This is a genomic window from Microbulbifer variabilis, from assembly GCF_052468405.1.
On record NZ_CP174343.1, the window covers coordinates 935,211 to 957,442 of the forward strand.

Annotated in this window: 24 protein-coding genes, 2 tRNA genes and 1 pseudogene; 22 read left to right on the forward strand and 5 right to left on the reverse strand. The window is 49.0% G+C overall.

What is annotated here, in order from left to right; all coding sequences use genetic code 11:
• Positions 1-139: 139 nt before the first annotated feature.
• The 5 genes from ACJJJB_RS04585 (at position 140) to cyoD (ending at position 4,846) form a co-directional block, all read left to right on the forward strand.
• Complete coding sequence (locus ACJJJB_RS04585; protein ID WP_445365808.1) at positions 140-556, forward strand: hypothetical protein; 417 nt, start codon at positions 140-142, stop codon at positions 554-556.
• A gap of 238 nt (positions 557-794) precedes the next feature.
• A complete protein-coding gene (locus tag ACJJJB_RS04590) occupies positions 795-1,826 on the forward strand; it encodes a ubiquinol oxidase subunit II (RefSeq protein ID WP_445365809.1) in 1,032 nt (343 codons plus the stop codon).
• Entirely contained in the window at positions 1,823-3,892 is a 2,070-nt protein-coding gene (locus tag ACJJJB_RS04595) for a cbb3-type cytochrome c oxidase subunit I (RefSeq protein WP_020414731.1), read from the forward strand. Before ACJJJB_RS04590 ends, ACJJJB_RS04595 begins: the two co-directional genes overlap by 4 nt.
• A gap of 8 nt (positions 3,893-3,900) precedes the next feature.
• Positions 3,901-4,533, forward strand: a complete 633-nt coding sequence (locus ACJJJB_RS04600; RefSeq protein ID WP_020414732.1) for a cytochrome c oxidase subunit 3 — start codon at positions 3,901-3,903, stop codon at positions 4,531-4,533.
• The gene (gene cyoD, locus ACJJJB_RS04605) at positions 4,526-4,846 is read left to right on the forward strand and encodes a cytochrome o ubiquinol oxidase subunit IV (RefSeq protein ID WP_020414733.1); all 321 of its coding nucleotides are present in this window, start codon (positions 4,526-4,528) and stop codon (positions 4,844-4,846) included. The genes ACJJJB_RS04600 and cyoD overlap by 8 nt, the downstream gene beginning before the upstream one ends.
• 25 nt (positions 4,847-4,871) lie before the next feature.
• Here cyoD and ACJJJB_RS04610 read toward each other — a convergent pair whose 3' ends face one another.
• Positions 4,872-6,266 (reverse strand): adenylate/guanylate cyclase domain-containing protein, encoded by a 1,395-nt coding sequence (locus tag ACJJJB_RS04610; RefSeq protein WP_020414734.1) that lies wholly within the window; start codon positions 6,264-6,266, stop codon positions 4,872-4,874.
• 239 nt (positions 6,267-6,505) lie between these two features.
• On the opposite strand from ACJJJB_RS04610, the gene ACJJJB_RS04615 reads away from it, so the two are divergent.
• The 3 genes and pseudogenes from ACJJJB_RS04615 (at position 6,506) to ACJJJB_RS04625 (ending at position 8,456) form a co-directional block, all read left to right on the forward strand.
• Positions 6,506-7,072 carry a nitroreductase family protein gene (locus ACJJJB_RS04615; protein ID WP_353375056.1) on the forward strand — a complete coding sequence of 189 codons (567 nt, stop codon included), beginning with the start codon at positions 6,506-6,508 and terminating at the stop codon, positions 7,070-7,072.
• Between the two features lie 140 nt (positions 7,073-7,212).
• Positions 7,213-7,300, forward strand: a tRNA-Ser gene (locus ACJJJB_RS04620).
• A gap of 1,003 nt (positions 7,301-8,303) precedes the next feature.
• Positions 8,304-8,456 (forward strand): annotated as a pseudogene (locus ACJJJB_RS04625) (DUF4113 domain-containing protein).
• A gap of 91 nt (positions 8,457-8,547) precedes the next feature.
• Here the strand turns inward: ACJJJB_RS04625 and ACJJJB_RS04630 are convergent.
• Positions 8,548-8,871: a hypothetical protein gene (locus ACJJJB_RS04630; RefSeq protein WP_353375057.1), complete on the reverse strand. Its 324-nt coding sequence runs from the start codon at positions 8,869-8,871 to the stop codon at positions 8,548-8,550.
• A gap of 237 nt (positions 8,872-9,108) precedes the next feature.
• On the opposite strand from ACJJJB_RS04630, the gene ACJJJB_RS04635 reads away from it, so the two are divergent.
• From ACJJJB_RS04635 to ACJJJB_RS04655, 5 genes are all read left to right on the forward strand, one after another.
• Positions 9,109-9,252: a DUF4113 domain-containing protein gene (locus tag ACJJJB_RS04635; protein ID WP_445366264.1), complete on the forward strand. Its 144-nt coding sequence runs from the start codon at positions 9,109-9,111 to the stop codon at positions 9,250-9,252.
• 587 nt (positions 9,253-9,839) lie between these two features.
• Complete coding sequence (locus tag ACJJJB_RS04640; RefSeq protein WP_020414737.1) at positions 9,840-10,340, forward strand: GmrSD restriction endonuclease domain-containing protein; 501 nt, start codon at positions 9,840-9,842, stop codon at positions 10,338-10,340.
• Positions 10,341-10,799: 459 nt separating this feature from the next.
• Positions 10,800-11,480, forward strand: coding sequence for a hypothetical protein (locus tag ACJJJB_RS04645; protein WP_282951098.1), 681 nt, complete (start codon positions 10,800-10,802; stop codon positions 11,478-11,480).
• Positions 11,481-11,964: 484 nt separating this feature from the next.
• Entirely contained in the window at positions 11,965-12,405 is a 441-nt protein-coding gene (hdeA, locus tag ACJJJB_RS04650; protein WP_445365810.1) for an acid-activated periplasmic chaperone HdeA, read from the forward strand.
• Between the two features lie 160 nt (positions 12,406-12,565).
• Entirely contained in the window at positions 12,566-12,703 is a 138-nt protein-coding gene (locus ACJJJB_RS04655; RefSeq protein ID WP_020414740.1) for a hypothetical protein, read from the forward strand.
• Positions 12,704-12,733: 30 nt separating this feature from the next.
• Here the strand turns inward: ACJJJB_RS04655 and ACJJJB_RS04660 are convergent.
• A tRNA-Arg gene (locus ACJJJB_RS04660) sits at positions 12,734-12,809 on the reverse strand.
• Between the two features lie 444 nt (positions 12,810-13,253).
• Between ACJJJB_RS04660 and ACJJJB_RS04665 the strand changes: the two genes are divergently transcribed.
• Positions 13,254-13,436, forward strand: coding sequence for a PA3496 family putative envelope integrity protein (locus ACJJJB_RS04665; RefSeq protein ID WP_020414742.1), 183 nt, complete (start codon positions 13,254-13,256; stop codon positions 13,434-13,436).
• A gap of 378 nt (positions 13,437-13,814) precedes the next feature.
• Here the strand turns inward: ACJJJB_RS04665 and ACJJJB_RS04670 are convergent, their stop codons facing one another.
• Complete coding sequence (locus ACJJJB_RS04670) at positions 13,815-14,522, reverse strand: 2OG-Fe(II) oxygenase (protein ID WP_020414743.1); 708 nt, start codon at positions 14,520-14,522, stop codon at positions 13,815-13,817.
• 311 nt (positions 14,523-14,833) lie between these two features.
• On the opposite strand from ACJJJB_RS04670, the gene ccmA reads away from it, so the two are divergent.
• From ccmA to ACJJJB_RS04710, 8 genes are all read left to right on the forward strand, one after another.
• The gene (gene ccmA / locus ACJJJB_RS04675; RefSeq protein ID WP_445365811.1) at positions 14,834-15,508 is read left to right on the forward strand and encodes a cytochrome c biogenesis heme-transporting ATPase CcmA; all 675 of its coding nucleotides are present in this window, start codon (positions 14,834-14,836) and stop codon (positions 15,506-15,508) included.
• On the forward strand, positions 15,495-16,208 hold the full coding sequence (gene ccmB, locus ACJJJB_RS04680) for a heme exporter protein CcmB (protein WP_444901896.1): 714 nt from the start codon (positions 15,495-15,497) through the stop codon (positions 16,206-16,208). Before ccmA ends, ccmB begins: the two co-directional genes overlap by 14 nt.
• 13 nt (positions 16,209-16,221) lie before the next feature.
• On the forward strand, positions 16,222-16,965 hold the full coding sequence (locus tag ACJJJB_RS04685) for a heme ABC transporter permease (protein ID WP_445365812.1): 744 nt from the start codon (positions 16,222-16,224) through the stop codon (positions 16,963-16,965).
• A 1-nt stretch (position 16,966) separates the two neighbouring features.
• On the forward strand, positions 16,967-17,191 hold the full coding sequence (ccmD, locus tag ACJJJB_RS04690; RefSeq protein WP_020414747.1) for a heme exporter protein CcmD: 225 nt from the start codon (positions 16,967-16,969) through the stop codon (positions 17,189-17,191).
• Positions 17,192-17,292: 101 nt separating this feature from the next.
• Complete coding sequence (gene ccmE, locus ACJJJB_RS04695) at positions 17,293-17,742, forward strand: cytochrome c maturation protein CcmE (protein ID WP_020414748.1); 450 nt, start codon at positions 17,293-17,295, stop codon at positions 17,740-17,742.
• Complete coding sequence (locus ACJJJB_RS04700) at positions 17,739-19,724, forward strand: heme lyase CcmF/NrfE family subunit (protein ID WP_445365813.1); 1,986 nt, start codon at positions 17,739-17,741, stop codon at positions 19,722-19,724. Before ccmE ends, ACJJJB_RS04700 begins: the two co-directional genes overlap by 4 nt.
• A 16-nt stretch (positions 19,725-19,740) precedes the next feature.
• Positions 19,741-20,325: a DsbE family thiol:disulfide interchange protein gene (locus tag ACJJJB_RS04705; RefSeq protein WP_353375060.1), complete on the forward strand. Its 585-nt coding sequence runs from the start codon at positions 19,741-19,743 to the stop codon at positions 20,323-20,325.
• Positions 20,288-20,881 (forward strand): IMPACT family protein, encoded by a 594-nt coding sequence (locus ACJJJB_RS04710; RefSeq protein WP_026305260.1) that lies wholly within the window; start codon positions 20,288-20,290, stop codon positions 20,879-20,881. The genes ACJJJB_RS04705 and ACJJJB_RS04710 overlap by 38 nt, the downstream gene beginning before the upstream one ends.
• On the opposite strand, the gene ACJJJB_RS04715 is transcribed toward ACJJJB_RS04710, so the two are convergent.
• The gene (locus ACJJJB_RS04715; protein WP_353375061.1) at positions 20,882-22,081 is read right to left on the reverse strand and encodes a CaiB/BaiF CoA transferase family protein; all 1,200 of its coding nucleotides are present in this window, start codon (positions 22,079-22,081) and stop codon (positions 20,882-20,884) included. It abuts the gene before it with no gap.
• Positions 22,082-22,232 lie beyond the last annotated feature (151 nt).

Here is a 22,232-nt window from a genome sequence, read left to right on the forward strand (position 1 = left end):
GGGATGGCCAGTGGTTATTAGAGGAGTTTTACTTCTGGCCTTCCTGTGTGTGTACAGCTGCCATTCTGCGAGAACCATAGTTATTCATAGCTGGCATTCTCCATATATAAGTGCACGCCCTCTGGGGAAAACTTTGGTATTGACCTACACAACGGTACCTCGTCCAATCGTTGGAATTCATGTTGAAGATGTTTGGATTGATGAATTGAGCCGCTACGAGATACAGGCCTACTCCTGGAGTGATTTTGCAACGGGGCACGAGGTCCCATCCATGGAAGAGGTCGCCGAAGTGCTGGCAGCTTATCAATTCGATACGCTGTTAGTAACACAGCTAAGTGAGTTCAAACATTTGAACCGGAATATCTCTAACTCCCAGGTTGCCATAGTGGAAACCCGGCTCTATGAGGGCACTAGTGAGGAGCTGTATTGGTCATTGAAAACTGAAACCTTTCTGGTGAATTACATTGACGGAGAAATTCGTCGGCCACGGGAGGGGGATGCTCTGGAGTATGTGGAGACGGTTCTTCAGGAAATGATGAAGGATGGTGTTTTCTAGGGTGATAACTCTTCAATCGCCGATTAAATGTAATCGTCCGCCAGAAACTTAGCCCAGCAGGAGAGTACACGAGGTTAAAGAATATTTTAATCAGCTATTCTGGTGAGACAAGTCGCATAATAGTGCCCGGTGAGTACAGGGAGTACTTGGCTATAAATCCTAGGGTTTCGCGACTGTTTTAGTGTAACCGGTAGCCTGAAATGGGTGCCAGCGAGTCCTTTCGTCGGTAGGCTTTACAATGGATTGGAAAGTTGACACGCCAATGGGGTTTTCTCAGAACTTTATACAGTTTTTTAGGTGGTTTTCTCACTTTTTTTCCCGGCCAGTATTGGCTCTGCCCGTTATTCTTTTGTTTTTACTGAATGCCAATCCCGCCTTTGCATCCGAAAGCTTCCTGATGCCATTGGGTCCAGTGGCACATGAGCAGAAAACCCATTTCTTCTGGGCTACAGCCCTCACTATGGTGGCTGTGTTGCCCGTTTTTATTTTGGTGCCAATTATTTTATTTAAATACCGACGCAAAAAAGGTACCGGTATTTATACGCCCAAATGGGAGGTCTATGGCCCGCTGGAAGTCGTGATGTGGGGCGTGCCTTTCCTGGTTATTCTGGTGCTCTCGGTCATGCTTTGGCGTGCCACGATTAGCCTGGATCCTTACGAGGAAATTCAAGGAGTGGTACCGCCTGTTAAGGTGGAAGTGGTGGGGCTCGATTGGAAGTGGCTGTTTATTTATCCCCAGCTGGAAATTGCCACGGTGGGGGAGTTAGTTGTCCCGGTACACACACCGGTATCTATGACTCTCACCAGTGATACGGTGATGCAGTCTTTTCTCATTGCAGCGTTGGCGGGACAAATTTATGTCATGCCAGGAATGACGACCAAGTTGAATTTTATTGCCACCAAGCTTGGGAAAACCCAGGGGGAAAACACCCAATTTACCGGGAAAGGTTTTACTGACCAAAAATTTGATGTGTTAATTAAGAATGATGAGGATTTTCAGGCTTGGGTAGCACAAGTTCGCGCCTCAGGTATCCCGTTGAATGAGGATACTTACCATCGCCTGGCGACACGTACCACCCGTGAGGAGGCGCACAAAGAACTGGCCACGGCGCAAATGCCTGCCCAAGCCATTTATTTCACTCTCCCAGATGCCAGTCTCTTCCAGGATATAGTGATGCGCTACCACTCCGGTAAACCCCTCAGTATTGAGGAGCAGCCCGGCACCGAGAAATTTGGACGGGATAAGGAAGTGGAGGGCGCGCAACCATGAATGAATACGGTTGGTTGGGCAAACTAAACTGGGACTCCCTTGTTTTCAGTAAATTAATCACCGATCCCTCGGTGAGCGAATTTGTCGCCAGTACCGCCGGCAGTATCGTGATTATTGCCACTGTCGCAATTCTCGGCTTGCTGACCTGGTTCCGGGTATGGGGCACCCTCTGGTCCGAATGGCTTACCAGTACTGATCACAAAAGAATTGGCATCATGTACATAGTGTTTGCACTGGTAATGATGACCAGGGGGCTGCTGGAAGGAATGGTAATGCGGGCGCAGCAGGCTGCCGCGCCAGATGGTTTTCTCTACGCCGATCACTTTGCCCAGCTATTCAGTACCCACGGCACCATCATGATATTTTTTGTTGCCGTACCTTTTGTGGTTGGGTTGGTTAACTATGCGATGCCATTACAGATTGGTGCACGGGATGTTGCTTTCCCTGTTCTCAATCAAATCAGCCTGGCAGTTACGGTTGCATCTGGAATTTTATTAATGGTTTCCCTGGTGGTAGGGGAATTTTCCACTGGCGGTTGGTCTGCTTATCCACCTTATACCGGAGGGGATTTTAATCCAGGTGTCGGGCCCGATTATTGGATATGGGCCATTGTGTTCTCGGGTGCCGGTACCACCCTCACGGGTATTAATTTCACCGTTACAATCATCAAATGTCGCGCTGCTGGAATGAAATTCTTCCGTATGCCGATGTTTTGCTGGACGGTACTTTGCTCCTCTATTTTGATGATATTTGCCATGCCACCCTTAAGTGTGGCGGCGTTGATGCTGGGTTTCGATAGATACCTGGATTTCCACTTTTTCACCAATGATCTCGGTGGAAATATGATGAACTATGCCAACCTGTTTTGGCTGTTCGGGCACCCGGAAGTTTATTTGTTAGTGCTACCGGCCTACGGCATATTTTCCGAAGTTTTCTCTACCTTTTCTGCAAAGCGCTTGTATGGCTACAAGTCTCTGGTGATCGCCACTATGAGTATTGGTGTGTTGAGCTTTACTGTATGGCTGCATCACTTCTTTACCATGGGTCAGAGCCCCACAATTAATATTGTGTTTGGTATTGCCACCATGTTGATTGCAGTTCCTACCGGAGTGAAGGTCTACGATTGGATGGCGACCATGTACCGGGGACGAATCCGTTTTACCACGCCGATGATTTACTCCATCGGGTTTTTGATTTTATTTGTAATTGGTGGTCTATCCGGTGTGATCCTGGCTAATCCCACCGTGGATTTCCAGGTACACAATACCTTGTTCCTGGTGGCGCACTTCCACAATGTTTTAATTCCGGGCGTGCTGTTTGGGTTGCTCGCCGGATACAACTATTGGTTCCCCAAGGCTTTTGGTTTTCGTCTCAATGACAAGCTTGGGCGCTGGTCGGCATTCCTTTGGGTTCTCGGTTTTATGCTGACGTTTTTCCCACTATATGGTGCTGGCCTGTTGGGAATGCCAAGGCGTTCCTTCAGTTATATGGACCTAACTTTCAAACCCTACATGCTGGTTGCATTTGTTGGAGCCATGGTGGTTTTGTGCGCATTAATCAGCTTGGTGGTGCAATTGGTAGTCAGCCTGAGAGACAGGGATAAAAACCGTGTTCCAGTGGGGGACCCGTGGGATGGCCGGTCTCTGGAGTGGTCAATTCCTGCTCCAGCGCCTTCTTACAACTTTGCCGAACTGCCGAGGGTCACTGATCGGGACGAGTTTACCGAGGCCAAGGAACAGGGGCGCGCTTATCTGGCGCCAAAAGTCTACCGTGATATCGAAGTGCCAAAAAATAATCCGCTGGGTTTTATCCTCTGTGTGTTGAGCGGCATCCTCATGTTTGCGCTGGTTTGGTATATCTGGTGGCTGGCACTGATATCCGCTGTGGCCATTATTGTTGCAGTAATAGCCTCCACTTTCCGTTGGGACAGTGAACGGGTAATCCCAGCAAGCCAGGTGCAGGAAGACACGGAAAAGTGGCTGGAGCAGGTGAAGAAGAGCAGGGCGGTTGGCAGGGATTTGGAAAATACCCCTGCCAATGTTGGGTACGCCAAGTTGGAGCACTAGGCTGACAAATGAACGGAACCCCTTCGACCAGTAACCCCAGTGTAAACCCAGGCCAGGTGCCTGGGGCGATTCACAAAGACCCGGATATGGTGATCTTTGGGTTCTGGGTTTTTATGATGAGCGACCTCATTTTCTTTGGGGTGGTCTTCGCCATCTATATCACCATGATTGGGGCTACCGCAGGTGGTCCTGGACCTAGGGAATTATTCGATTTTGGCAGTTTATTCGCGCAAACCATGTTGCTGCTTACCAGTAGCCTTACCGTGGGCATTGCAACTGTCACCATGAAGCACCAACGCAGCCAGGCGAGCTTTCTGTTCTGGGTGGTGGTAACCCTAATTTTAGGGTTGGGCTTCCTGACATTGGAGCTCTACGATTTTTCGCAAATGGCGGCACAGGGTGGTGTGCCCCAGCGCAGTGGCTATTTATCAGCTTTCTTTGGCCTGGTGCCCTTACACGGCTTACATGTCAGCTTCGGCTGTTTATGGATGCTGGTGTTGATTGTGCAGATATGCAAAGTGGGTATGCTGGATATTATCAAGTTGCGCTTCCTGCGCCTGGCCCTTTTCTGGCACTTTCTGGACTTGATCTGGATCGGGATTTTCTCGGTTGTCTATTTTGGCGGATGGGTATATGGCTAATAAATCCGGTTACGCGGCCCATTTACGTACCTACCTAACCGGTTATGTTCTGTCGGTAGTGCTTACCATTGCGGCATTCTGGGCAGTTTTGGCAGTGGGGCGGGAAAATAAAAGCGTACTTATTTTGGTTGGTTTGCTTGGGGTAGCGCAACTGGCAGTGCAACTTAAGTGCTTCTTGAATGTTACAACACAAAAAGAAGGACGGGACAACCTGGCCTTGGTTCTTTTTTCAACCCTGATTCTGCTGATCATTGTGGTAGGTACTGCATGGATTATGGGGAACCTGGCTGTGCGTATGCATACCACTATGTAAAGCTAATTGGCAGAAACCGGGCGAGCTAGATAATGACCTTGCTTTTGAGGCTTGAGGTGGCTTTCTCCAGGGATTGCAGCACCTTGCCCTTGTCATAATTACGTATCTTATCCAGATCCAGGTGCATAGAGAAACCCGGGGCGTGTTCTTCCAGGTAGCTTTGTTGACCACCGAGGTTTTTACGCAGGTCTGTCACCTGGTAAACCTTAACCGGGGTGCTGATGCCTTTAACAGTGATATGGCCTTTATCACGGCACATAACTGTGTGCTTGATCATTGCCCAGGTCTCATGGCTGATCAGGATTTCCCCTGGCTGGGCCGCACCCTCAAGGCGTGAAGCCAAGTTCACATGGGTGCCCATTACGGTATAGGACTGGTAGTTGGCTGTGCCAAAGATTCCAACAGTACAGTAACCTGTATTAATTCCCATTCGCACTTGCAAGGGGCGGGAGATCCCCTTGTTGTACCACTCCTGCTTCATCTCACGAACCCGCTTGCGCATGGCCAAGGCCATAGCGACACAGCGCAGAGCATCAGATTTGGGGCCCTTGCTTTCATCATCCCCAAATACCACCATAACCGCATCACCGATAAATTTATCGATGGTGCCGCCGTATTGGCCGGCGATACGTGCCATTTCTGAAAGGTAGTTATTGAGCAATAGAGTAAAGGTTTCAGCCTCCAGCTCCTCGGTAAGCTGGCTGAAATCCTTGATGTCTGAAAAGAAAACTGTCAACAGCTTACGCTGTGTAGTCAGGGCCTCTTCATCACCAGTAGTAATAGAACGCCATAGGCGCTGCGGCAGATATTTGGAGAGTTTATAGGAGCGTACCTTACTTACACGTTGCTCGGTGGTGAGGGCATGATTGGCCTCCTTGAGCTGGCTGATTTGTCGGTGGGTAAAAAATGCATAGGCACATAGATAGGCGAGGATGCCTATTAAACTCACGGTGCTAATAGTGAGGTCGGCATTAATCAACAGTGCCGGTCTGTGTATCAGGTAGCCAACTACAACACCGACGAGAAGGCCTGTGTTGTGTTCAAACCACTTTCTGCCACCGCCCTGAGTCAGGGCATTGAGCTGCACCACAGTGACAAACAGCAATGATGGCAACATGCTGAAATTGGCTAATGCGATAGTGATACCAACAAATATGGTATCGATAAAGGATAGACAGCGCCGGGTTTTATAGGCTTTTTTATCGCGGGACTTATAAAGCAGGAATTGGGCAAAGCCGCAGTAAGCGAGTAGTAATACTGCTATGCCAATTGTAATCAGCTTGTCCAGTTGCCATGGAGAAGACCAATCGACAGTATTTGCCAGGGTGCCCGTAGCCGCAAAACAAATTAAGGTGCGGAAATAGGTAGAGTAATGGGGGCTAATGCCCCGCTCTGTGTTCCCCTCAAGCTTGTCCTGCATCTGTGGTTATCTTTTTGTCCGTTTAGCGGAATTATACATATAGCGAGCGGCCCGTAACCGGTTTCAATATCCCTGGCTTTTACTCGCAGTGCATCGATTTACTGGGCGAAGTGTACTCCTCCAAAAGCCAGATTGCTAAAAAACCGATATTTATACTGGGTTTTAATACGGGGCGCACGTATGCGCTACGTAGGCTGGTTAGGGTACACTCCGCGCTCAGACTTCAACTGGAGAAAACGATGGATGCCCTGACCGCCTTGCATAACAGAGTCTCAACGGGAAAGCTTATTGAGCCAGCTCCCAATGAACAGCAGCGCCAGAACATCTTTCGCGCCGCCCTTCGCGCGGCGGACCACGCCTGTTTGCGCCCCTGGCGCTTCCTGCTAATAGAGGGCCAGGAGCGTAATCGATTGGGGGAGCTATTCCTGCAGGCGGCTGAACAAGCTGAAGGCGCTCCACTAGTGGAAGCCCAGCGCAAGCGTACATTGGCTATGCCGCTGCGAGCGCCTTTGATCATTGTGGCTATCACCCGTCTACAGGAGCATCCCAAGGTACCTCACATGGAGCAGCATATGTCTACTGCCGGCGCCGTACAGGCTATGCTCACCGCTGCCTTCGCAGAGGGTGTTGGCGCCTACTGGCGTACTGGCCCCCTGGCCAGTAACCCGGTGGTTGCTGAGGGGCTCGGCCTTGCGGAAAATGAGCGTATAGATGGTTTTATTTACTGTGGGACCCCGGATAAAGCTCCCCGCCAGGCACCGGATTTACAGGTGGATACATATTTTTCCCAATGGAATGCACAATAGTACTTGCACATCAGGAAACATTTGGGTAAAGTGCGCGCTCTCTCGACGACACAGCAGCTATCTTCCTGATTTTCTTGAAGATTTCGCTAAAGAGAGATCCCCGCTGAAAGGCGGATTGCCCTCCCAGAGGGTGACAATTTGGTGAGGTGTCCGAGTGGTCGAAGGAGCACGCCTGGAAAGTGTGTATGTCGAAAGGCATCGAGGGTTCGAATCCCTCCCTCACCGCCATCTACTAAAAGCCCGGTTTATGCCGGGCTTTTTTATTTCTGTGTACTGCTTAACTCTCCGTTATCTTTTCGGCAATTATTATGCTGACTGTATAGATATTCGTTTGTCAGATGGGCCTCAACTATTTAAAGCGGCACTATCTGGTTAATTCTCTATTCAAGCTTTTATTTTCTGGCTGCCCCAACCGATAGCGCCAGGACCTATTGAGTGCTGCTATGGAGAGATATCTTTTCATTGGCTACCCGGTAATGCTGCTGTGCTTATAGCCGGTGAATCGTTCGATCTAAGGTGAGCGTAAATACAACTTGGTATGTTCATGCAGTTTAAACGCTTCTATGGGTTGCCCCTTATTGTGGCTCTTCTTGTCTGTTGGCATTTCCTCTACTGACAAAGTTGCGCGGGTTTGGTTCGCTCAATTGAATGGATTGCAGTTGCGAATTTAACTTGCTGCCGTTGCTTTGAGTCACAGCGGCGCCTTTTATCTTTTCAGTGTTTATCTCGCTCGCATCTGCATCATGTATTTTTACTGACTTGGTTTGCTTTTTAGAAAATTATTACCTGGTGAGTAAAGGCGTCATGTTCATAAATATTTCCTACTTCTTGTTTTTATCTTCTTTAGTATGGAATTACCCCGTATTTGTTAGCTGTTCTAGTGCAACAGCCCGGACAAGATTGGCTTAACTAAAGCGGCTTCGTCAGAGTCGATTTAGTTAAGTTGCACGGCCTACGCGACCTGTCGATAATTCAATCCAATACCGTCCGCCACCTACTTTCTCTTGACGGTAGGCAGAGTAATATCGAGTCCAGCACCACCGTTTGTGGGCTGTCTTGGGCGAGCTGATAATCACGCTGGGCAAGCATAAGCCGGAAATCTCCGATAACCGCAACGGTATAAAAGTGCCGCTATATGAAAGCAGGAGTGAGGCTCGTCGAGATTATTCCGAGCGCGCTAGGGTAGGGTGATCTGTTCACGCCAGGTCAATCGGCAAGGGCCAGGGAGACTATGCAAGCCAGTGATAGCATCAACTGCAAGTTTGGTCGGGGCACTCCTTTCCTGGGGGCTGAAGGCATCCAGAAGAAATGAAAGATGCGGCAGGCTTATACATCGCCTGCCTATACCACTTGGTGGTGGGACTTGCTTCAGGTGATGGCTTGAGTTGTTACCGGAAGCAGCGCTTTAGGAGTTTTATGCCAAGAGCAGTGGCAGTTATTTGGGGTGGGCTGCCATTGCTGCTAAGGTTTTTTAACTAGATGTTTACGTAGACTGCGTTGATTTTTATCCAGGAGCTTTGACAACCTTCAACATTCAGCCTTACTTCTTTCTCCGCTATAGCGGCGGATAGCAGTGTAGATTTCAAAATTGGGTCATCGTCACTACTTATGCCTGCGTAGCCATTATTTGTTGGGCATTCAGCTTTTGCTTCGTCGCTAAACCCTTCTTTCAATTTAAGTGCAACGGCTCCATTAGCGGTTGAATAGTAGTAGCTGATGGTTCCAATTGTTTGTGCGGAATGTGCTGGGATTGATGCCAGCATTATAAGCAGTGAGGTTAGCAGCGTAGGCTTTTTCATAGGTTTCCTAATTAATTAAGTGTGCAAATCTAATGCTTGCGTAATAGTAATCACTATCAACTTCAAGGCAATCTGGCAGCGCACTTTGCCGTATGAACTGCATTATTTCAATTAGAGTTTGAATGAGCAGAACTCCATTCTCAATTGGTGACCTGTAGGTAACTGTGAAGCTGTTGAGAAAGGCTAGGTCGGGATGATCTAGTCACGCCAGATCAATCTGCAAAGCCAAGTGAGACTATTGATAGTATCAACCACAAGTTTGGCCGGGGGACTCTGTTTCTCGGGGCTGAAGGTATCCAGAAGAAATGGAAGATGCGGCAGGCTTATACGTCGCCTGCCTACACCACTAAATGGGGTGATTTGCCTAAAGTGACAACTTAATCTGATTGTACTAATTAGATTCCGATAGATTTCATACTTTGCAAAGCCCTCAGTAGGTTAAAATGAGTGCATTTGTATAAATATACAGCAGGGATTGGCGCCCCAAAAAATGTCTAAGATTTGCTCCTAAATTATTGATCTATATAGAGCAAAAATGAGTAATAAAGGGTAGTTTTCTTAGACAGAGATTCCCCGGAAAGCTAGCAATCACGAGAGTTAGAGGGCTTTTTAGTCAATACTGCTGCAGTATATGAGTGCCTTTATGAAACCCTCCTACTACCAGGCTGAGGTTACTTAAGTTGCCTAGTCGACCATAAGTAATTATCGTTTTCAAAGAGGACGCCGCTCCGACAGGCGGCTTCTATAAAATTCTCAAGTACTATCCAGTATTTGTTCCTTATTGCGAAATGCCTTCTTCTCTCCTGTCGCGGGAAATTGATCGAAACCCATAAGCAGTAAGCTCCCCTCGCTTTGTCCGGTGTAATACTATTGGCATTTCCATCTTGGATAATTGAATGCTTTATTGACTCAACTCCAGGGGGCAACCAAAATACCTGCCTAGTAGTAATTTGCCGCAGTTTAGTTTTATGCGACTTAAGTCTTTGTTATTGATTTCCTTGCTCTCAGTAAGCGGATGTTATGAGGTTGCGCCTCAGTCTTACAATCGTAGTGAGTGGTTGCCTGGTTGGGCTGATGTGGATGGAGATTGCCAGAATACTCGCCAAGAGCTTTTGATAAGGCTTTCATTGGCTCCGGTAGTTTTTAGCAATGAAAAAGGTTGTACAGTGGTGTCCGGTTTATGGATAGACCCATATACAGGGCAGTTTTTTGAAAAGGCATCGGACTTGGATGTAGAGCATATAGTACCGCTTTCCTGGGCCCATAAACATGGTGGCTCCACTTGGAGTCGAGAGCAGCGTAGGGCATTTGCCGAAGATCCAGCTAATCTTTGGCTGGTGGATGATGGCCACAATCAACGTAAGGGTGGTAAGGGGCCGACTGAGTGGTTACCTCCATATCAGCCAGCCCGAAGCGTATATAGGCGGCAGTTCATGGCTATCGCCAGGAAGTATGGGCTCGATCAGTGAAGTAAATAGTGAGATGTCCCTTCACTTGGCAATTTATATTGACTTTTGAAGGGGCAATTTTTGATTGAGTTCTGCTTATTCTAAATTATTGCTTACCCTTTTATAGGCAATCTCTCTTTTTGAATTTTTTTGTTTTATATTCTCTCGTCTGATTAATATGTCTAGGTATTCTGTGCCTCGCAGCCAGATTGATTAATTAAAAGCGCACTGGTCATAGTTGTTTAAGATCTTGGGACCGTGATTCTAAATATCTTGGCATAACTATCTACTTGTACCGCAATACTACTGCGCTTCGTTGCCTTGGGTGATAAGTTCTGCGACTACTTGACCTTGTGGTAAGTTGGGGTGTTGTCGAGAACGTGTCTATAGGTTGCATAATTAAAGTGCTTCTTATGGGGTGAGAGCCTTTTAGGTAGGGAAGTAATTTCCTGGTTTAGTGGAAGAATAAAGGATAACAGTATGGACAGGGTTGCCGGAGTTTCATCAATATGTATGGGGCTAATCTATATTGCCGCTTTTTTATTTTTTGGATTTTTTTGGGCCTTTCCATCGGGTGGAAGTCCTACAGAAAAGATGGCATTTCTAGCAGAAAATCAACTGCTATTTAGTAGTGTTTATATATTAATGTACCTGGTGTTTGCTGTCTTTTTGGGGTGTTTGGTGGTTTGCCTTTATGAAAAGCTCAGGAATAGAGGCAGGAGGATCACAGCTCTAGCTTCCTTATTTGGGGCAATCTGGGTTGGTCTTTTGATTGCTAGCGGTATGATTGCGAATATTGGGCTTGCTTATGCCTTGGGGCTCTCCGAAGTCAATGTAGAAAAAGCTTTTGAAGCTTGGGGTGTTATATACCTGTTGGTTGAGAGCCTTGGTGGAGGGAATGAGTTGGTTGGTGGGCTTTGGGTCTTGCTGATTAGCGTGGTTGCGTTGCAAGCAAGGGTTTTCTCCCGCCCATTAAATTACCTTGGAGTGATAGTAGGAGTCGCTGGAATTGCGACCGTTTACCCTGCTGATATTCTCACGGAAATTTTTGGTGTCACTCAAATAGGCTGGTTTATCTGGATGGGTATTTCTTTATTAGGGAAGAGCAGTAATAGGCAGACTTGGGAAGCTGCTAACGCTGTTAATGGTGCTACGGAATAGTTTCGTGCTGACTAATTATTCTTCAGTGTAGAGAAGGCAAGTATTTTGTTGTGGTTATTATCGCCTCCACTTCCTAATGTTTGCCTTCATTGGCCCCCTCTTGGCATTATCAGTGGGGTGACTTTGTCTGTTCCACTGGTCTTGCTTACTTTACTTTCTGCTGGAGGATTAAAACTGGAGCTTCTGGCTTCACAAGAAGTGATATCAACGGCTGCTTAGCATTTTTTTGGATCTCGCGCCAAAAAATGAAAAATGCGTCTATTCTTTCAATGGGCCAGACAGTCTTTAAAGAGGTGTCCTGGCTAGAGTTTCCGCTGTAAAAGGTGTGGTGTAGAGACGGGCTTTACCAGTTGCCCATTGCTTTCAGTGTATTTAGGCATGAATAGCTAGTCTCAACCTGCCAGCTCCTGGGAAGCGAGCGGATAGCACATTACCTGCAATTGATTTACAGGCTGATAGCCCTGGAAACTTTGGAGATCTTATTGTGAAAAGCAAGCAGTACATCCTTCCTTTGGTAATTGCCAGTCTTGCTGCTTCTGCTGCCCTTGCGGATTCTCATCCCAAGAAGCCGGCGAAGGACTGGACTTGTGCAGATTTCCTGGCCATTGATGATGAGTTTAAGCCTAAAGCAGTCTATTGGGCTGCGGCTTATTCAAAGCGCGGTAAGGAAGAGGGTGATATGTTGGATATCGAGGGCACCGAAAAGGTGACACCAATGATTATCACCGCCTGTGCCAACGCGCCAAAAGAGTCCTTCTGGGCCAAGTTTAAGGATGAGTGGCACAAGATGGGGCGCCACCACGGTAAGGACCAGGCGAAGCAAATGATGAACATGCAGGGTGGCGGCAATAACATGGGTACCGATGGCAATAACAGTGGTACCAACGGCAGCAACAATATGCAGAAGCAAAAACAGAAGCAGTAGCCCACTGCGTTGGATGATACCCGGCTTCGGCCGGGTTTCGTCTATTCTGGTCTTGAAGCTTACCTCTGGCGGGGTATAGGCTATTGGTAAGTTTTCAAACCGGCTAGAGTTGGAGCTGCGATCATCGCCGGGTAATCAAGTAGTCAAATGGAGTTGTGCTATGGGGAAGTCTGTTAGGGATGGTGTGAAGCGTGGACGGAACATTAATCGTTCTGCCAGGCTGTTTTGGGGTGCGGTGCTACTGGCGGGCCTCTTCATGGCGCTGTTTATGCACTCAGCCAAGGCGTTCCCTCTGTAGCGCTTTTCTATAGCATAAGGGGGATAGAGATGGCGCCCCCGGGTGGACTCGAACCACCAGTCCGGACTTAGGAGGTCCGTGGTTTATCCTGTTAACCGACGGGGGCAGGCACTTTAACCGAACTTTGTATCTGGCTATGGGTGCGAAGGGCGGCCATTCTATCCGGTATGCCGGCAAATGTCATGTCATCCTGCACCCTCAACGTCTATCTGCTTAGTTTCATTATTCGCCGATACTCGCGAGTAGACCTGTCACTCTAGGTAACAGGCAGAAGCTCTAGTTACCGCATTACCCGCTGTTTCCTATCTGTGCGGTTTTCGAAATTTTTTCATAATTATTTGCTGTGCCATCGTTGGTTTTGTGTTTGAAAAACGCAATTTGGCGGACATTTTTGCGTGCTGAAAAGCGGAATCTGATTGAAGTCAATTTGTCATTGTTTAGGTGTAAATTTTTGCTTGACCATGATTGTTTAGCATCGCTAATCTGCAGTGGCACCCAAGGTGCAATAAGGATATTTCTGCTTTCGCGAATCAAGATTATGGAGTTTCGTATGAGCGGTAACGTTAACGAAAAGTACATGGATTTTGACAGTGTGGATATTCCACAAATTGCTAATGAAGTACTAAAGCAGGCTACTTCCCAGCCGCCGCGTGACGCGCGCAGGATGGTGGAGGATAAACTGGAGGAGATACGCTTGAGGCGGGAGTTAATGGATTATGATTTTGAAAACTAAATACTCAAAAGGGATTTAAGTTACCAATTATTTTAGGGTTGTACGGGGTTGCCACTAGAGCCCCGTACAATTTGAGAACTAATTACATCCATTTATTTACTGCTTTATTCATTGCTAATAAATTTCCCACGGATTAATTTCCATTGAAATTAGCTGATAACTAGTTGATGGGAAAATCTATCAATAACGCCCCAATTATCGCTGATGCAATTAAATGCTGACGTCCAGCGCTCAGAATTTCTCTATTACTACGTAGAGTTTTGCCGCTAATGACTTTGTAACTAAGTAGTGGTTCTCTATGCGCTTTTAAGCAGGAATGAGCGCTCTATAAGGAATTGCAAGCAAAGGCGGCCCAGGAGCCGCACCTTTGGCATTTAACTACATTTGTGTAGCTGTTCCTTCATCCCCTTTACTTTGCTTGCCGCCAAACCAGCCCAACAGTTGCTTTAGCTTATGGGATAACTTGCCGCGCTTGGCTTTACGTTCTTTGTCAGCAGCACTTACCAGCCAGGCTACCTGGATGACCATTCGCTGCCCCTCAAAAGGCAAATGGCCGTGGAACGAATTATCCGCGCGCTTAAAGGCAGCAAGGGTGCCGTAGACAGGAGAGACTTCAGGCGCAACAGTATCTTCGAAGTCATCTATGCGCTTAAGGAAACGTAGGCAGCCGTTGCCATCCACGGTCCACTCAGGGTTGAGGTAGAGCAGGGCGGTAGCGATTTTGGATTTACCGTCGGTATGAATCCTGCCGTGTCGCTTTTTCAAGGTGCGGCTGATGGAGACATAAGTTGGGTATTGGGAGAGCTGTTCAATGCCCAGGTTGTCACCGATGGCATTGGCAAATTCCGGATCGGTAAACTGGGTGATCAAGGTATTAATGGAAGTCCCGCATTCCTCCTTTTCATGGGGGAGGTAGCCAGCGCCTTTAAGGCGCGGAAAGTCTTCAATAAATGAAGACATCATGTTTTCGTTCAAAACTTTCTGGGCTACAAAGAATGGGAAGGGCTGGCGGTTAATCAGGATATCTTCGCCGGTCAAGTCACTGGCATTGAGCCAGCGGCTGGCTTCAGCAGCAGGGCTAGTCATTATTGTGCATCCTTACAAACTGGTCCGGTGTAGCCACCGGGTCACATCGAAGTTTTTGTTGATGTCGACCACAGAGTTTCAGCCCTGGTTCACCTGGGCATACGGCACTTGGCGCCGCCTCACGACAGTGCGAAAAGTATCAGAGCCAGGCTCTCGGGCCAATACCAGCGTACAAATACTGCCCCGATTTCTGGCTTTGCCTTGCTTGAAATCAAGGGCATGTGAGATAGGTTGCGTTGAATACCATGCATTTGGCGCAAGTGCCGGTATAATGCCGTTCAGATTTTCGTCAGAGCGGTTTTATCCAAGCAATGTCTGTGACTTCCAAGTCCCCAGTTGTATTGCAAGTACGCGACCTCGCCTGTGAAAGGGATGGTCGTCGCTTGTTTGAGGGCCTTGATTTCTCACTCCCAAGCGGGGCTGCGATCCAGGTTAAAGGTGCCAATGGGGCGGGTAAAACCACACTGTTGCGCACCTTAATTGGCAGTTCCAGTGATTTTAGCGGAGAGATCCTCTGGCGCGGCAATCCTTTCCCTGAGGCTTTGCGGGGAATGCGTGAGTCCCTACTATATATCGGCCATCGGGGTGGGGTACGGGCTGGATTAACTCCCTTGGAAAACCTCACCTGGTATGGGGCAGATAATGAGTCTGCTCTGCAGGCTCTTGATAGGGTGGATTTGTTCGGTTTTGAGCACAGTTTGTGCCATAGCCTGTCTGCCGGGCAAAACCGCCGAGTAGCCCTGGCCCGGATGTTCTTGCCGCGGGCGCCACGTTTGTGGGTCCTTGATGAGCCCTTGACTGCCCTGGATGTTGTCGGGGTGGCTGCGCTGGAAAAGCAGATGTCTGCGCATATGGATAAGGGTGGTTCCATACTCCTGACCTCTCATCAACCACTGGCCTTACCTGGGCTCGATTTTATCGATCTGTCTGACTTTGTAGTCGATGAGTCTTTTACAGATATCGGGGGAGAGCATGTCTTCAGTTGATGTCCAATCCCCGGTGAGTGAAGCCCGTACAAGCCCCGGTTTTGTTGCACTCTTCCGGATTGAAATGCTACTGGCCCTGCGTAAGCGGGCAGATATTGCTAACCCCTTGCTGTTTTTTGTCACAGTGCTCGCGCTTCTACCCCTTGGAGTAGGACCGGGGCCCGATCTATTGGAAAAAATGGCCCCCGGAATGATCTGGGTGATGGCTCTACTCGCCACCATGCTCTCCCAGGAGAGCCTGTTCCGCGGAGACTTTGAGGACGGAACCCTGGAGCAGTTAACCCTGTTGCCGCAACCTCTATATTTTGCCGTATTGGCAAAGTCATTGGTGCACTGGGTTGCTACCGGGTTGCCACTAGCGCTTTTATCGCCGTTGTTGGCATTGATGCTGAATCTCCCCGTCGAGGGATATCTCTGCTTATTTATTTCGCTGTTCCTAGGGACGGCAAGCCTCAGTTTGATAGGCGCAATAGGCGCGGCGCTCACAGTAGCTCTGCGTCGCCCCGGTCTGCTGCTGGCGCTAATTGTTATGCCCTTGTATGTGCCCGTGCTAATCTTCGGCACCGGCGCGGTGCAGGCGGCTATTGATGGCTATGCCTACAGCGCACAGCTGGCGATTTTGGCCGCTCTGCTGGCCGCCGCTGCAGCCCTTGCTCCGCTCGCTGCTGCCGGGGCGATACGTATCAGCCTGGATAATTGATTCGGAGGTCTTCTTGGCTTGGCAATGGTTTCACCGTTTAGGTTCGCCGCGTTGGTTTTATCAGAAGACCAATGTGTGGCTTCCCTGGCTGGCACTGGCAAGTGTTGTATTGTTGTCAGTGGGTACTGTTTGGGGACTTGGTTTTGCGCCGGAAGATGCCAAGCAGGGCAATAGCTATCGCATTATTTTTATTCATGTGCCAGCTGCTTTCCTGGCCCTGGCCGGCTACTACATTATGGCGATCAGTGGGGCTATCGGCCTTATCTGGAAGATGAAGCTTTCCTTTGCGGTGATGCGGGCCGCAGCGCCTATCGGTGCGGTGCTAACTTTTATTTCCCTTTTCACCGGTGCTGTTTGGGGCAAGCCTACCTGGGGCACTTACTGGGTATGGGATGCTCGTATAACCTCCATGTTGATTCTGTTATTCCTGTATATCGGTGTGATGGCCTTGTCGCAAGCTGTCGGCCGTGAGCAAGTGGCCGATAAAGCCAGCGCACTCCTTGCCCTGGTAGGCACGGTGAATATTCCGATTATCTACAAATCGGTAGACTGGTGGTTCACTCTGCACCAGCCTGCCACCATCCGCCTTACAGAATCCAGCAGCATCGATCCGAGTATGTTCTACCCATTGCTGACCATGATCATCGGCTTTTACTGTATGTACGCCTGGATCCTGCTGACCCATACTCGCGCTCTGTTATTGCGCCGGGAGGTTCGCACCCAGTGGGCACAACAGGAATTAGCGGGAGGAAAATAACGTGGAGTTCCAGTTTTCCAGTTTTGCAGATTTCCTGGCGATGGACGGTCACGGTATCTTCGTGTGGATCTCTTACGCCGTTACTTTTGCAGCACTGGCTGCCATGGCTCTTTATCCCCGACTTGCCCGCCGCCGTCTGCAGCGGGAACTGCAACATCAGCAACGGATTAGCCAGCGGCGCCAAAAGGTGAAAGCAGCGAGGCAAGCTGTAAAGGAGCCCGCATAGGCTGTGCCGGCTCACAGGTTTAGATTTAGATGTTTGCCCGGTTGTGACCGCTGCCCAGCTAACAAGATCAAAACTTAAATATATGGAGTTTAACTAAGACAATGCATCCTGTACGCAAGCAACGTCTGATCCTGGTACTTGTCCTGGTCACCTTGTCTAGTGTCGCCGTGGGTTTTGTGACCTATGCGATGCGTGAAAATATGGATTATTTCTACGCGCCCAGTGCTTTTGCGGCTGGAGAGGTCCCTTTTGAAAAGCGCATTCGCGCAGGCGGTTGCGTAGTGCCAGGCAGTGTGCAGCGCGCTGAAGATAGCCTGGATGTGCGGTTTGTTATCACTGACGGTGAAGCCGAACTGGCCGTGGTATTCGACAAGATACTGCCGGATTTGTTTGCTGAGGGTGAAGCTGCAGTAATTTCCGGGCGCCTGATGCAGGACGGCACCATGCGTGCAGACCAGGTCCTGGCCAAGCACGATGAAACCTATACGCCACCAGAGGTGGCTGAGTCTATGGTTTCTCACGAAAGCTGTGCTGATGGAGCAAAAATATGATCCCTGAGTTGGGCCATTTTGCACTGGTAGCGGGATTGCTGCTTGCTATTGCCTTATCTGTCCTGCCTATTGCTGGCAGCTATACCGCTCGGCCCTTATGGATGGAGGCCGGTAAACCCCTCGCCATGGGCGTATTCGTCTTTGTATTGATCTCTTTTACTTGCTTGACGATTGCCTTTGTACAGAGTGATTTCACAGTTAATTACGTCGCAAAGAACTCCAATAGCATTCTGCCTGTTTACTACAAAGTGACGGCAGTTTGGGGAGGGCATGAGGGCTCCATACTTCTGTGGCTTTTGATTCAGGCTGGTTGGGCAGCTGCGGTTGCCATGTTCGGCCGGCAGTTGCCACCGGAGCTGTCGGCACGGGTGCTGTCTGTAATGGGCATGGTGCTGATCGGTTTCTTCCTCTTTATCCTTTTAACTTCGAATCCATTCGATAGAACCCTGCCTTTCCCGCCGATGGAAGGTTCAGATCTGAATCCACTGTTGCAAGACCCGGGAATGATTTTCCATCCGCCTCTACTGTATATGGGTTATGTGGGGTTCTCTGTGGCTTTTGCATTCGCTATTGCAGCCCTGCTCGGTGGCCAACTGGATGCAGTGTGGGCGCGCTGGGCCAGGCCCTGGACGGTCGTGGCCTGGGCTTTCCTCACCCTGGGTATCGCCCTGGGTAGTTGGTGGGCTTATTATGAACTCGGCTGGGGTGGCTGGTGGTTCTGGGACCCGGTGGAAAATGCTTCCTTGATGCCATGGCTTGTTGGCACTGCACTGATGCACTCACTGGCGGTAACAGAGAAACGTGGTCTGTTTAAGAGCTGGACTATTTTGTTGGCGATATTCGCCTTCAGCCTGAGCTTACTAGGTACCTTCCTGGTACGTTCCGGAGTGATTACCTCAGTACATGCTTTTGCTACCGATCCCCTGCGGGGCAGTTTTATCCTTGGCTTCCTGGCGCTGGTTGTCGGGTTTTCCCTGTTGCTGTTTGCTTTGCGCGCGCCTTCAGTCAGTGCTCGCAGTGTATTCTCTTTCCGCTCCCTGGAGACTTTCCTGCTCGGCAATAATATTTTGCTGATCCTCATTATGGCGGTGGTGCTGACTGGTACTTTGTATCCATTGGTTGCAGATGCCTTGAACCTCGGCAAGATCAGTGTGGGACCGCCGTTCTTCAATCTGTTCTTTGTGCCGATAATGGTTGTGTTGTGCCTGCTGCTGGGTATGGGAGTGCACGCCAACTGGAAAGACAGCCGTTGGGACAAGTTATTGAATATTTGGCGTTTGCCGTTTTTGGCAGCATTGGTTATCGCTCTGGTTTGGCCGTTGGCTTTCGACCATTACCATTGGGGGGCAGTGCTGGGTATCTTTATCGGTGCCTGGGTATTCTGTGCGAGCCTTGCCGATATCGTAACCAAGACCCGCAACGCCAAGTCTTTCTTTGCTGGATTAAAGCGCCAGCGTGCCAGCTATTATGGTATGCATCTCGCGCATATTGGCCTGGCTGTTGCAGTACTCGGGGTTGTATTAACTACGGTATACAGCGTGGAAGATGACCTGCGCATGGGGGCTGGGGACAGCCATCAAGTGGCTGGCTACGATTTCAAATTTGATGGGGTGCGCCTCGCTCAGGGTCCAAACTACCGTGCCTTTGAAGGGGTGTTGCACGTTAGTAAAAATGGTGAGCCTGTAGCAGAGCTGCTTCCGCAGAAGCGGAATTATTTCTCTGGCGGCAATACCATGACCGAAGCGGCGATCGACACTGGCCTGTTCCGCGATATATACGTAGCCCTGGGCGAACCCTTGGACCGCAGCAATCCCAGCGGCGATTGGGCGGTAAGGCTGCAATATAAGGCATTTGTAGTATGGATCTGGCTCGGTGCTTTATTAATGGCGATTGGCGGTGGTATTGCGGTTGCGGATAAACGTTATCGTAAAGCCAAAGTGGCACGTCAGGTGCCGATTGCTGGCAATGTAGCTACTGCGTAGATTTGGGGAAGATAGTATGTCCAGATTAAAACTTTTCTTGCCTCTGATTATTTTTATAGGATTGGCCGCACTTTTTTGGCGCGGCCTGTCCCTGAATCCGCAAGAAATGCCCTCCGCATTGCTTAACAAGCCGGTGCCGGAATTTTCCCTGGAGAATGTTGCCGATAGTAATCAACTGTTGCAGAAGAGTGACTTGCCAAAAGGGCCGCACTTGCTCAATGTGTGGGCGACCTGGTGTGTTGCTTGCCGGGTGGAACACCCCTACCTGAATGCCTTGGCGGAGCAGGGTGTCCCTATTGTTGGGGTCAACATGAAGGATGAGGACGAAGCTGCAATCAAGTGGCTGGAGAAATTCCACAACCCTTACATTTACAGCCTTGCAGACAGGGAAGGGCGCCTGGCCCTCGACTTGGGGGTTTTTGGAGCCCCGGAAACTTTCCTGGTGGATGCCGAGGGTACCATTCGCTGTAAGCATGTAGGCGTAGTGGATAACAAGGTGTGGCAAACCAAGCTACAGCCCCTTTACGAAAAGCTGAAAACCCAGCATTGGGACGAGTTTGCCGGTGACCTATCAGATTCCCTCGTCTCCCGTTGTCAGTGAGACCGAAGAAAAGAAAAGCCGCTTTATCTGTTGGTTGGGGCCGGTCGAAGATAAGGTGGAATTTCAGCAGCAACTTGACCTGGTTCGTGCAACATATCCGGATGCCAGTCACCACTGTACAGCATTGGTGATTGGCAATCCTTCCAATCCTGAAGTGATGCAAGCGGATGATGATGGTGAGCCTGGCGGCAGCGCCGGTCGTCCTATGCTGGAATTGCTGCTCAAACAGGGTATCGGTAATGTCGGAGCTATAGTTACCCGTTATTTTGGTGGTACCAAGCTGGGGGTTGGGGGGCTGATGCGGGCCTATAGAGGCTCAGTTGGCAGCGCCCTGCAAGAGGTCAGGCTCGACACTTTTGTACCTCTGGAAAGTATTGTCGTTGGCTGTAATTTTGCCCAGGAATCCCGCTTGCGTTTCCTGGTAGGGCGTCATCAGGGAAGCTGTGGGCCGGCAGAATATGCGAGCAAGGTTGTTATTCCCATCTCCCTGCCAAGTAGTGAATGGCCGTCTTTACGATTACAGCTTCTGGCTGAAAATTTTGAAGTACAGGATTAACTAAATAATCCCATTGTTCTTCAGCTGCTTAATTTCTGTTTCTGAATATCCCAATTGGGAGAGAATGTCGAAGTTGTCCTGCCCCATTGTTGGGGCTTGCTTGAACTCTGGCATTTCTTTGTCACAGCGAATCGGCGGTGCGAGAATTTTAATTTGCTTTCCATTGTCATCATACATTGATTGTATTTTGCCATTCTCTGTGACAAATGGGTTGGTCAATGCTTGCTCCACGTCATAAATAGGAGCTGCAGGAACGCGACTCGAAAATAGTTTAAGCCACTGGTTAGTCGTCTTCTTACTGAGAATCATATCCAGTATTTCTGTGAGTTGATCTCGATTTTTTAGGCGTGTTTTGAAATCCAAAAATCTGGAGTCAGTGGTTAACTCAGGGTGCTCTATAGCCTTACATAGTTCTGTCCAGAATTTTTCCTTATTACACATTAGGTAAATCCAGTCGTCTTTGGTCCTATACAGTTGGCAAGGGGTAAGGGAAAAATGAGCCGAGCGGGGCTGTCGATGCTGGTTGTGCCCGGCATTCAACTGCCACATAGCTACATAGTTTAAATTATATAGTGCGTTATCAAATAAGCTGATATCGATATCTCTTCCCTTTTCCGTTTCCCTGGCACTGAAAATACCTGATACCAATCCAAGTGCCATAGCTACCCCGGTAGATAGGTCCACTAGTGAGAGGCCGCAACGTGTGGGTGGTCCGTCGGGTTCTCCTGTCAACTTGAAGTAACCGGCCTCCGCTTGCATGGGATAATCGTAGCCTGGCCAAGATGCTCTTTCTCCACTCCTGCCAAAAGCGGTTAGGTGGGCGCAGACAATTTTAGGGTTGACCTTTTTAAGGGCATCAAAAGTGATTCCCAATTTTTCAGGTACGTCACCACGTAGATTACCGGTTACCCCATCAGCAGTTGCAACGAGCCTATGGAGTATTTCCTGCCCTTCTCTCGATGTGAGGTTAAGGGACAAGCTCCGTTTATTGTGGTTGAGTCCCTGGAAAAACAAGCTGCTGTTATCTGATTTTTCACCTTTTATAAAATAGGGTCCAACGGTGCGGGCCACATCCCCACCATGGGAAATATCCTCGATTTTTATGATTTCAGCGCCTAAATTGGCGAGAAATAATGTGCCAAAGGGACCTGCGCCATATTGTTCTACGGCGATTACCCGCAAGCCGGAAAGAGGGAGCATTGAGAAGTTCACCAATCTTTGTTTATCGTCAATTACGATTTTAGGACAGATAAATCTGGGAGTGCTTCCCAGCAGTGTTGATTAAGGAATGGGAGGCTGGCGCAAAAAAGAGTTTCAGTCCGATAAGCCATTTTAATTGACAGCGCTTAAT

What these genes read in the sequence shown, in the direction of transcription:
- ACJJJB_RS04590 (WP_445365809.1), top strand. Translation starts at nt 795, where the DNA reads ATGGATTGGAAAGTTGACACGCCAATGGGGTTTTCTCAGAACTTTATA.
- ACJJJB_RS04595 (WP_020414731.1), top strand. Translation starts at nt 1,823, where the DNA reads ATGAATGAATACGGTTGGTTGGGCAAACTAAACTGGGACTCCCTTGTT.
- ACJJJB_RS04600 (WP_020414732.1), top strand. Translation starts at nt 3,901, where the DNA reads ATGAACGGAACCCCTTCGACCAGTAACCCCAGTGTAAACCCAGGCCAG.
- cyoD (WP_020414733.1), top strand. Translation starts at nt 4,526, where the DNA reads ATGGCTAATAAATCCGGTTACGCGGCCCATTTACGTACCTACCTAACC.
- ACJJJB_RS04610 (WP_020414734.1), bottom strand. Translation starts at nt 6,266, where the DNA reads ATGCAGGACAAGCTTGAGGGGAACACAGAGCGGGGCATTAGCCCCCAT.
- ACJJJB_RS04615 (WP_353375056.1), top strand. Translation starts at nt 6,506, where the DNA reads ATGGATGCCCTGACCGCCTTGCATAACAGAGTCTCAACGGGAAAGCTT.
- ACJJJB_RS04630 (WP_353375057.1), bottom strand. Translation starts at nt 8,871, where the DNA reads ATGAAAAAGCCTACGCTGCTAACCTCACTGCTTATAATGCTGGCATCA.
- ACJJJB_RS04640 (WP_020414737.1), top strand. Translation starts at nt 9,840, where the DNA reads ATGCGACTTAAGTCTTTGTTATTGATTTCCTTGCTCTCAGTAAGCGGA.
- ACJJJB_RS04645 (WP_282951098.1), top strand. Translation starts at nt 10,800, where the DNA reads ATGGACAGGGTTGCCGGAGTTTCATCAATATGTATGGGGCTAATCTAT.
- ACJJJB_RS04655 (WP_020414740.1), top strand. Translation starts at nt 12,566, where the DNA reads ATGGGGAAGTCTGTTAGGGATGGTGTGAAGCGTGGACGGAACATTAAT.
- ACJJJB_RS04665 (WP_020414742.1), top strand. Translation starts at nt 13,254, where the DNA reads ATGAGCGGTAACGTTAACGAAAAGTACATGGATTTTGACAGTGTGGAT.
- ACJJJB_RS04670 (WP_020414743.1), bottom strand. Translation starts at nt 14,522, where the DNA reads ATGACTAGCCCTGCTGCTGAAGCCAGCCGCTGGCTCAATGCCAGTGAC.
- ccmA (WP_445365811.1), top strand. Translation starts at nt 14,834, where the DNA reads ATGTCTGTGACTTCCAAGTCCCCAGTTGTATTGCAAGTACGCGACCTC.
- ccmB (WP_444901896.1), top strand. Translation starts at nt 15,495, where the DNA reads ATGTCTTCAGTTGATGTCCAATCCCCGGTGAGTGAAGCCCGTACAAGC.
- ccmE (WP_020414748.1), top strand. Translation starts at nt 17,293, where the DNA reads ATGCATCCTGTACGCAAGCAACGTCTGATCCTGGTACTTGTCCTGGTC.
- ACJJJB_RS04700 (WP_445365813.1), top strand. Translation starts at nt 17,739, where the DNA reads ATGATCCCTGAGTTGGGCCATTTTGCACTGGTAGCGGGATTGCTGCTT.
- ACJJJB_RS04705 (WP_353375060.1), top strand. Translation starts at nt 19,741, where the DNA reads ATGTCCAGATTAAAACTTTTCTTGCCTCTGATTATTTTTATAGGATTG.
- ACJJJB_RS04715 (WP_353375061.1), bottom strand. Translation starts at nt 22,081, where the DNA reads ATGCTCCCTCTTTCCGGCTTGCGGGTAATCGCCGTAGAACAATATGGC.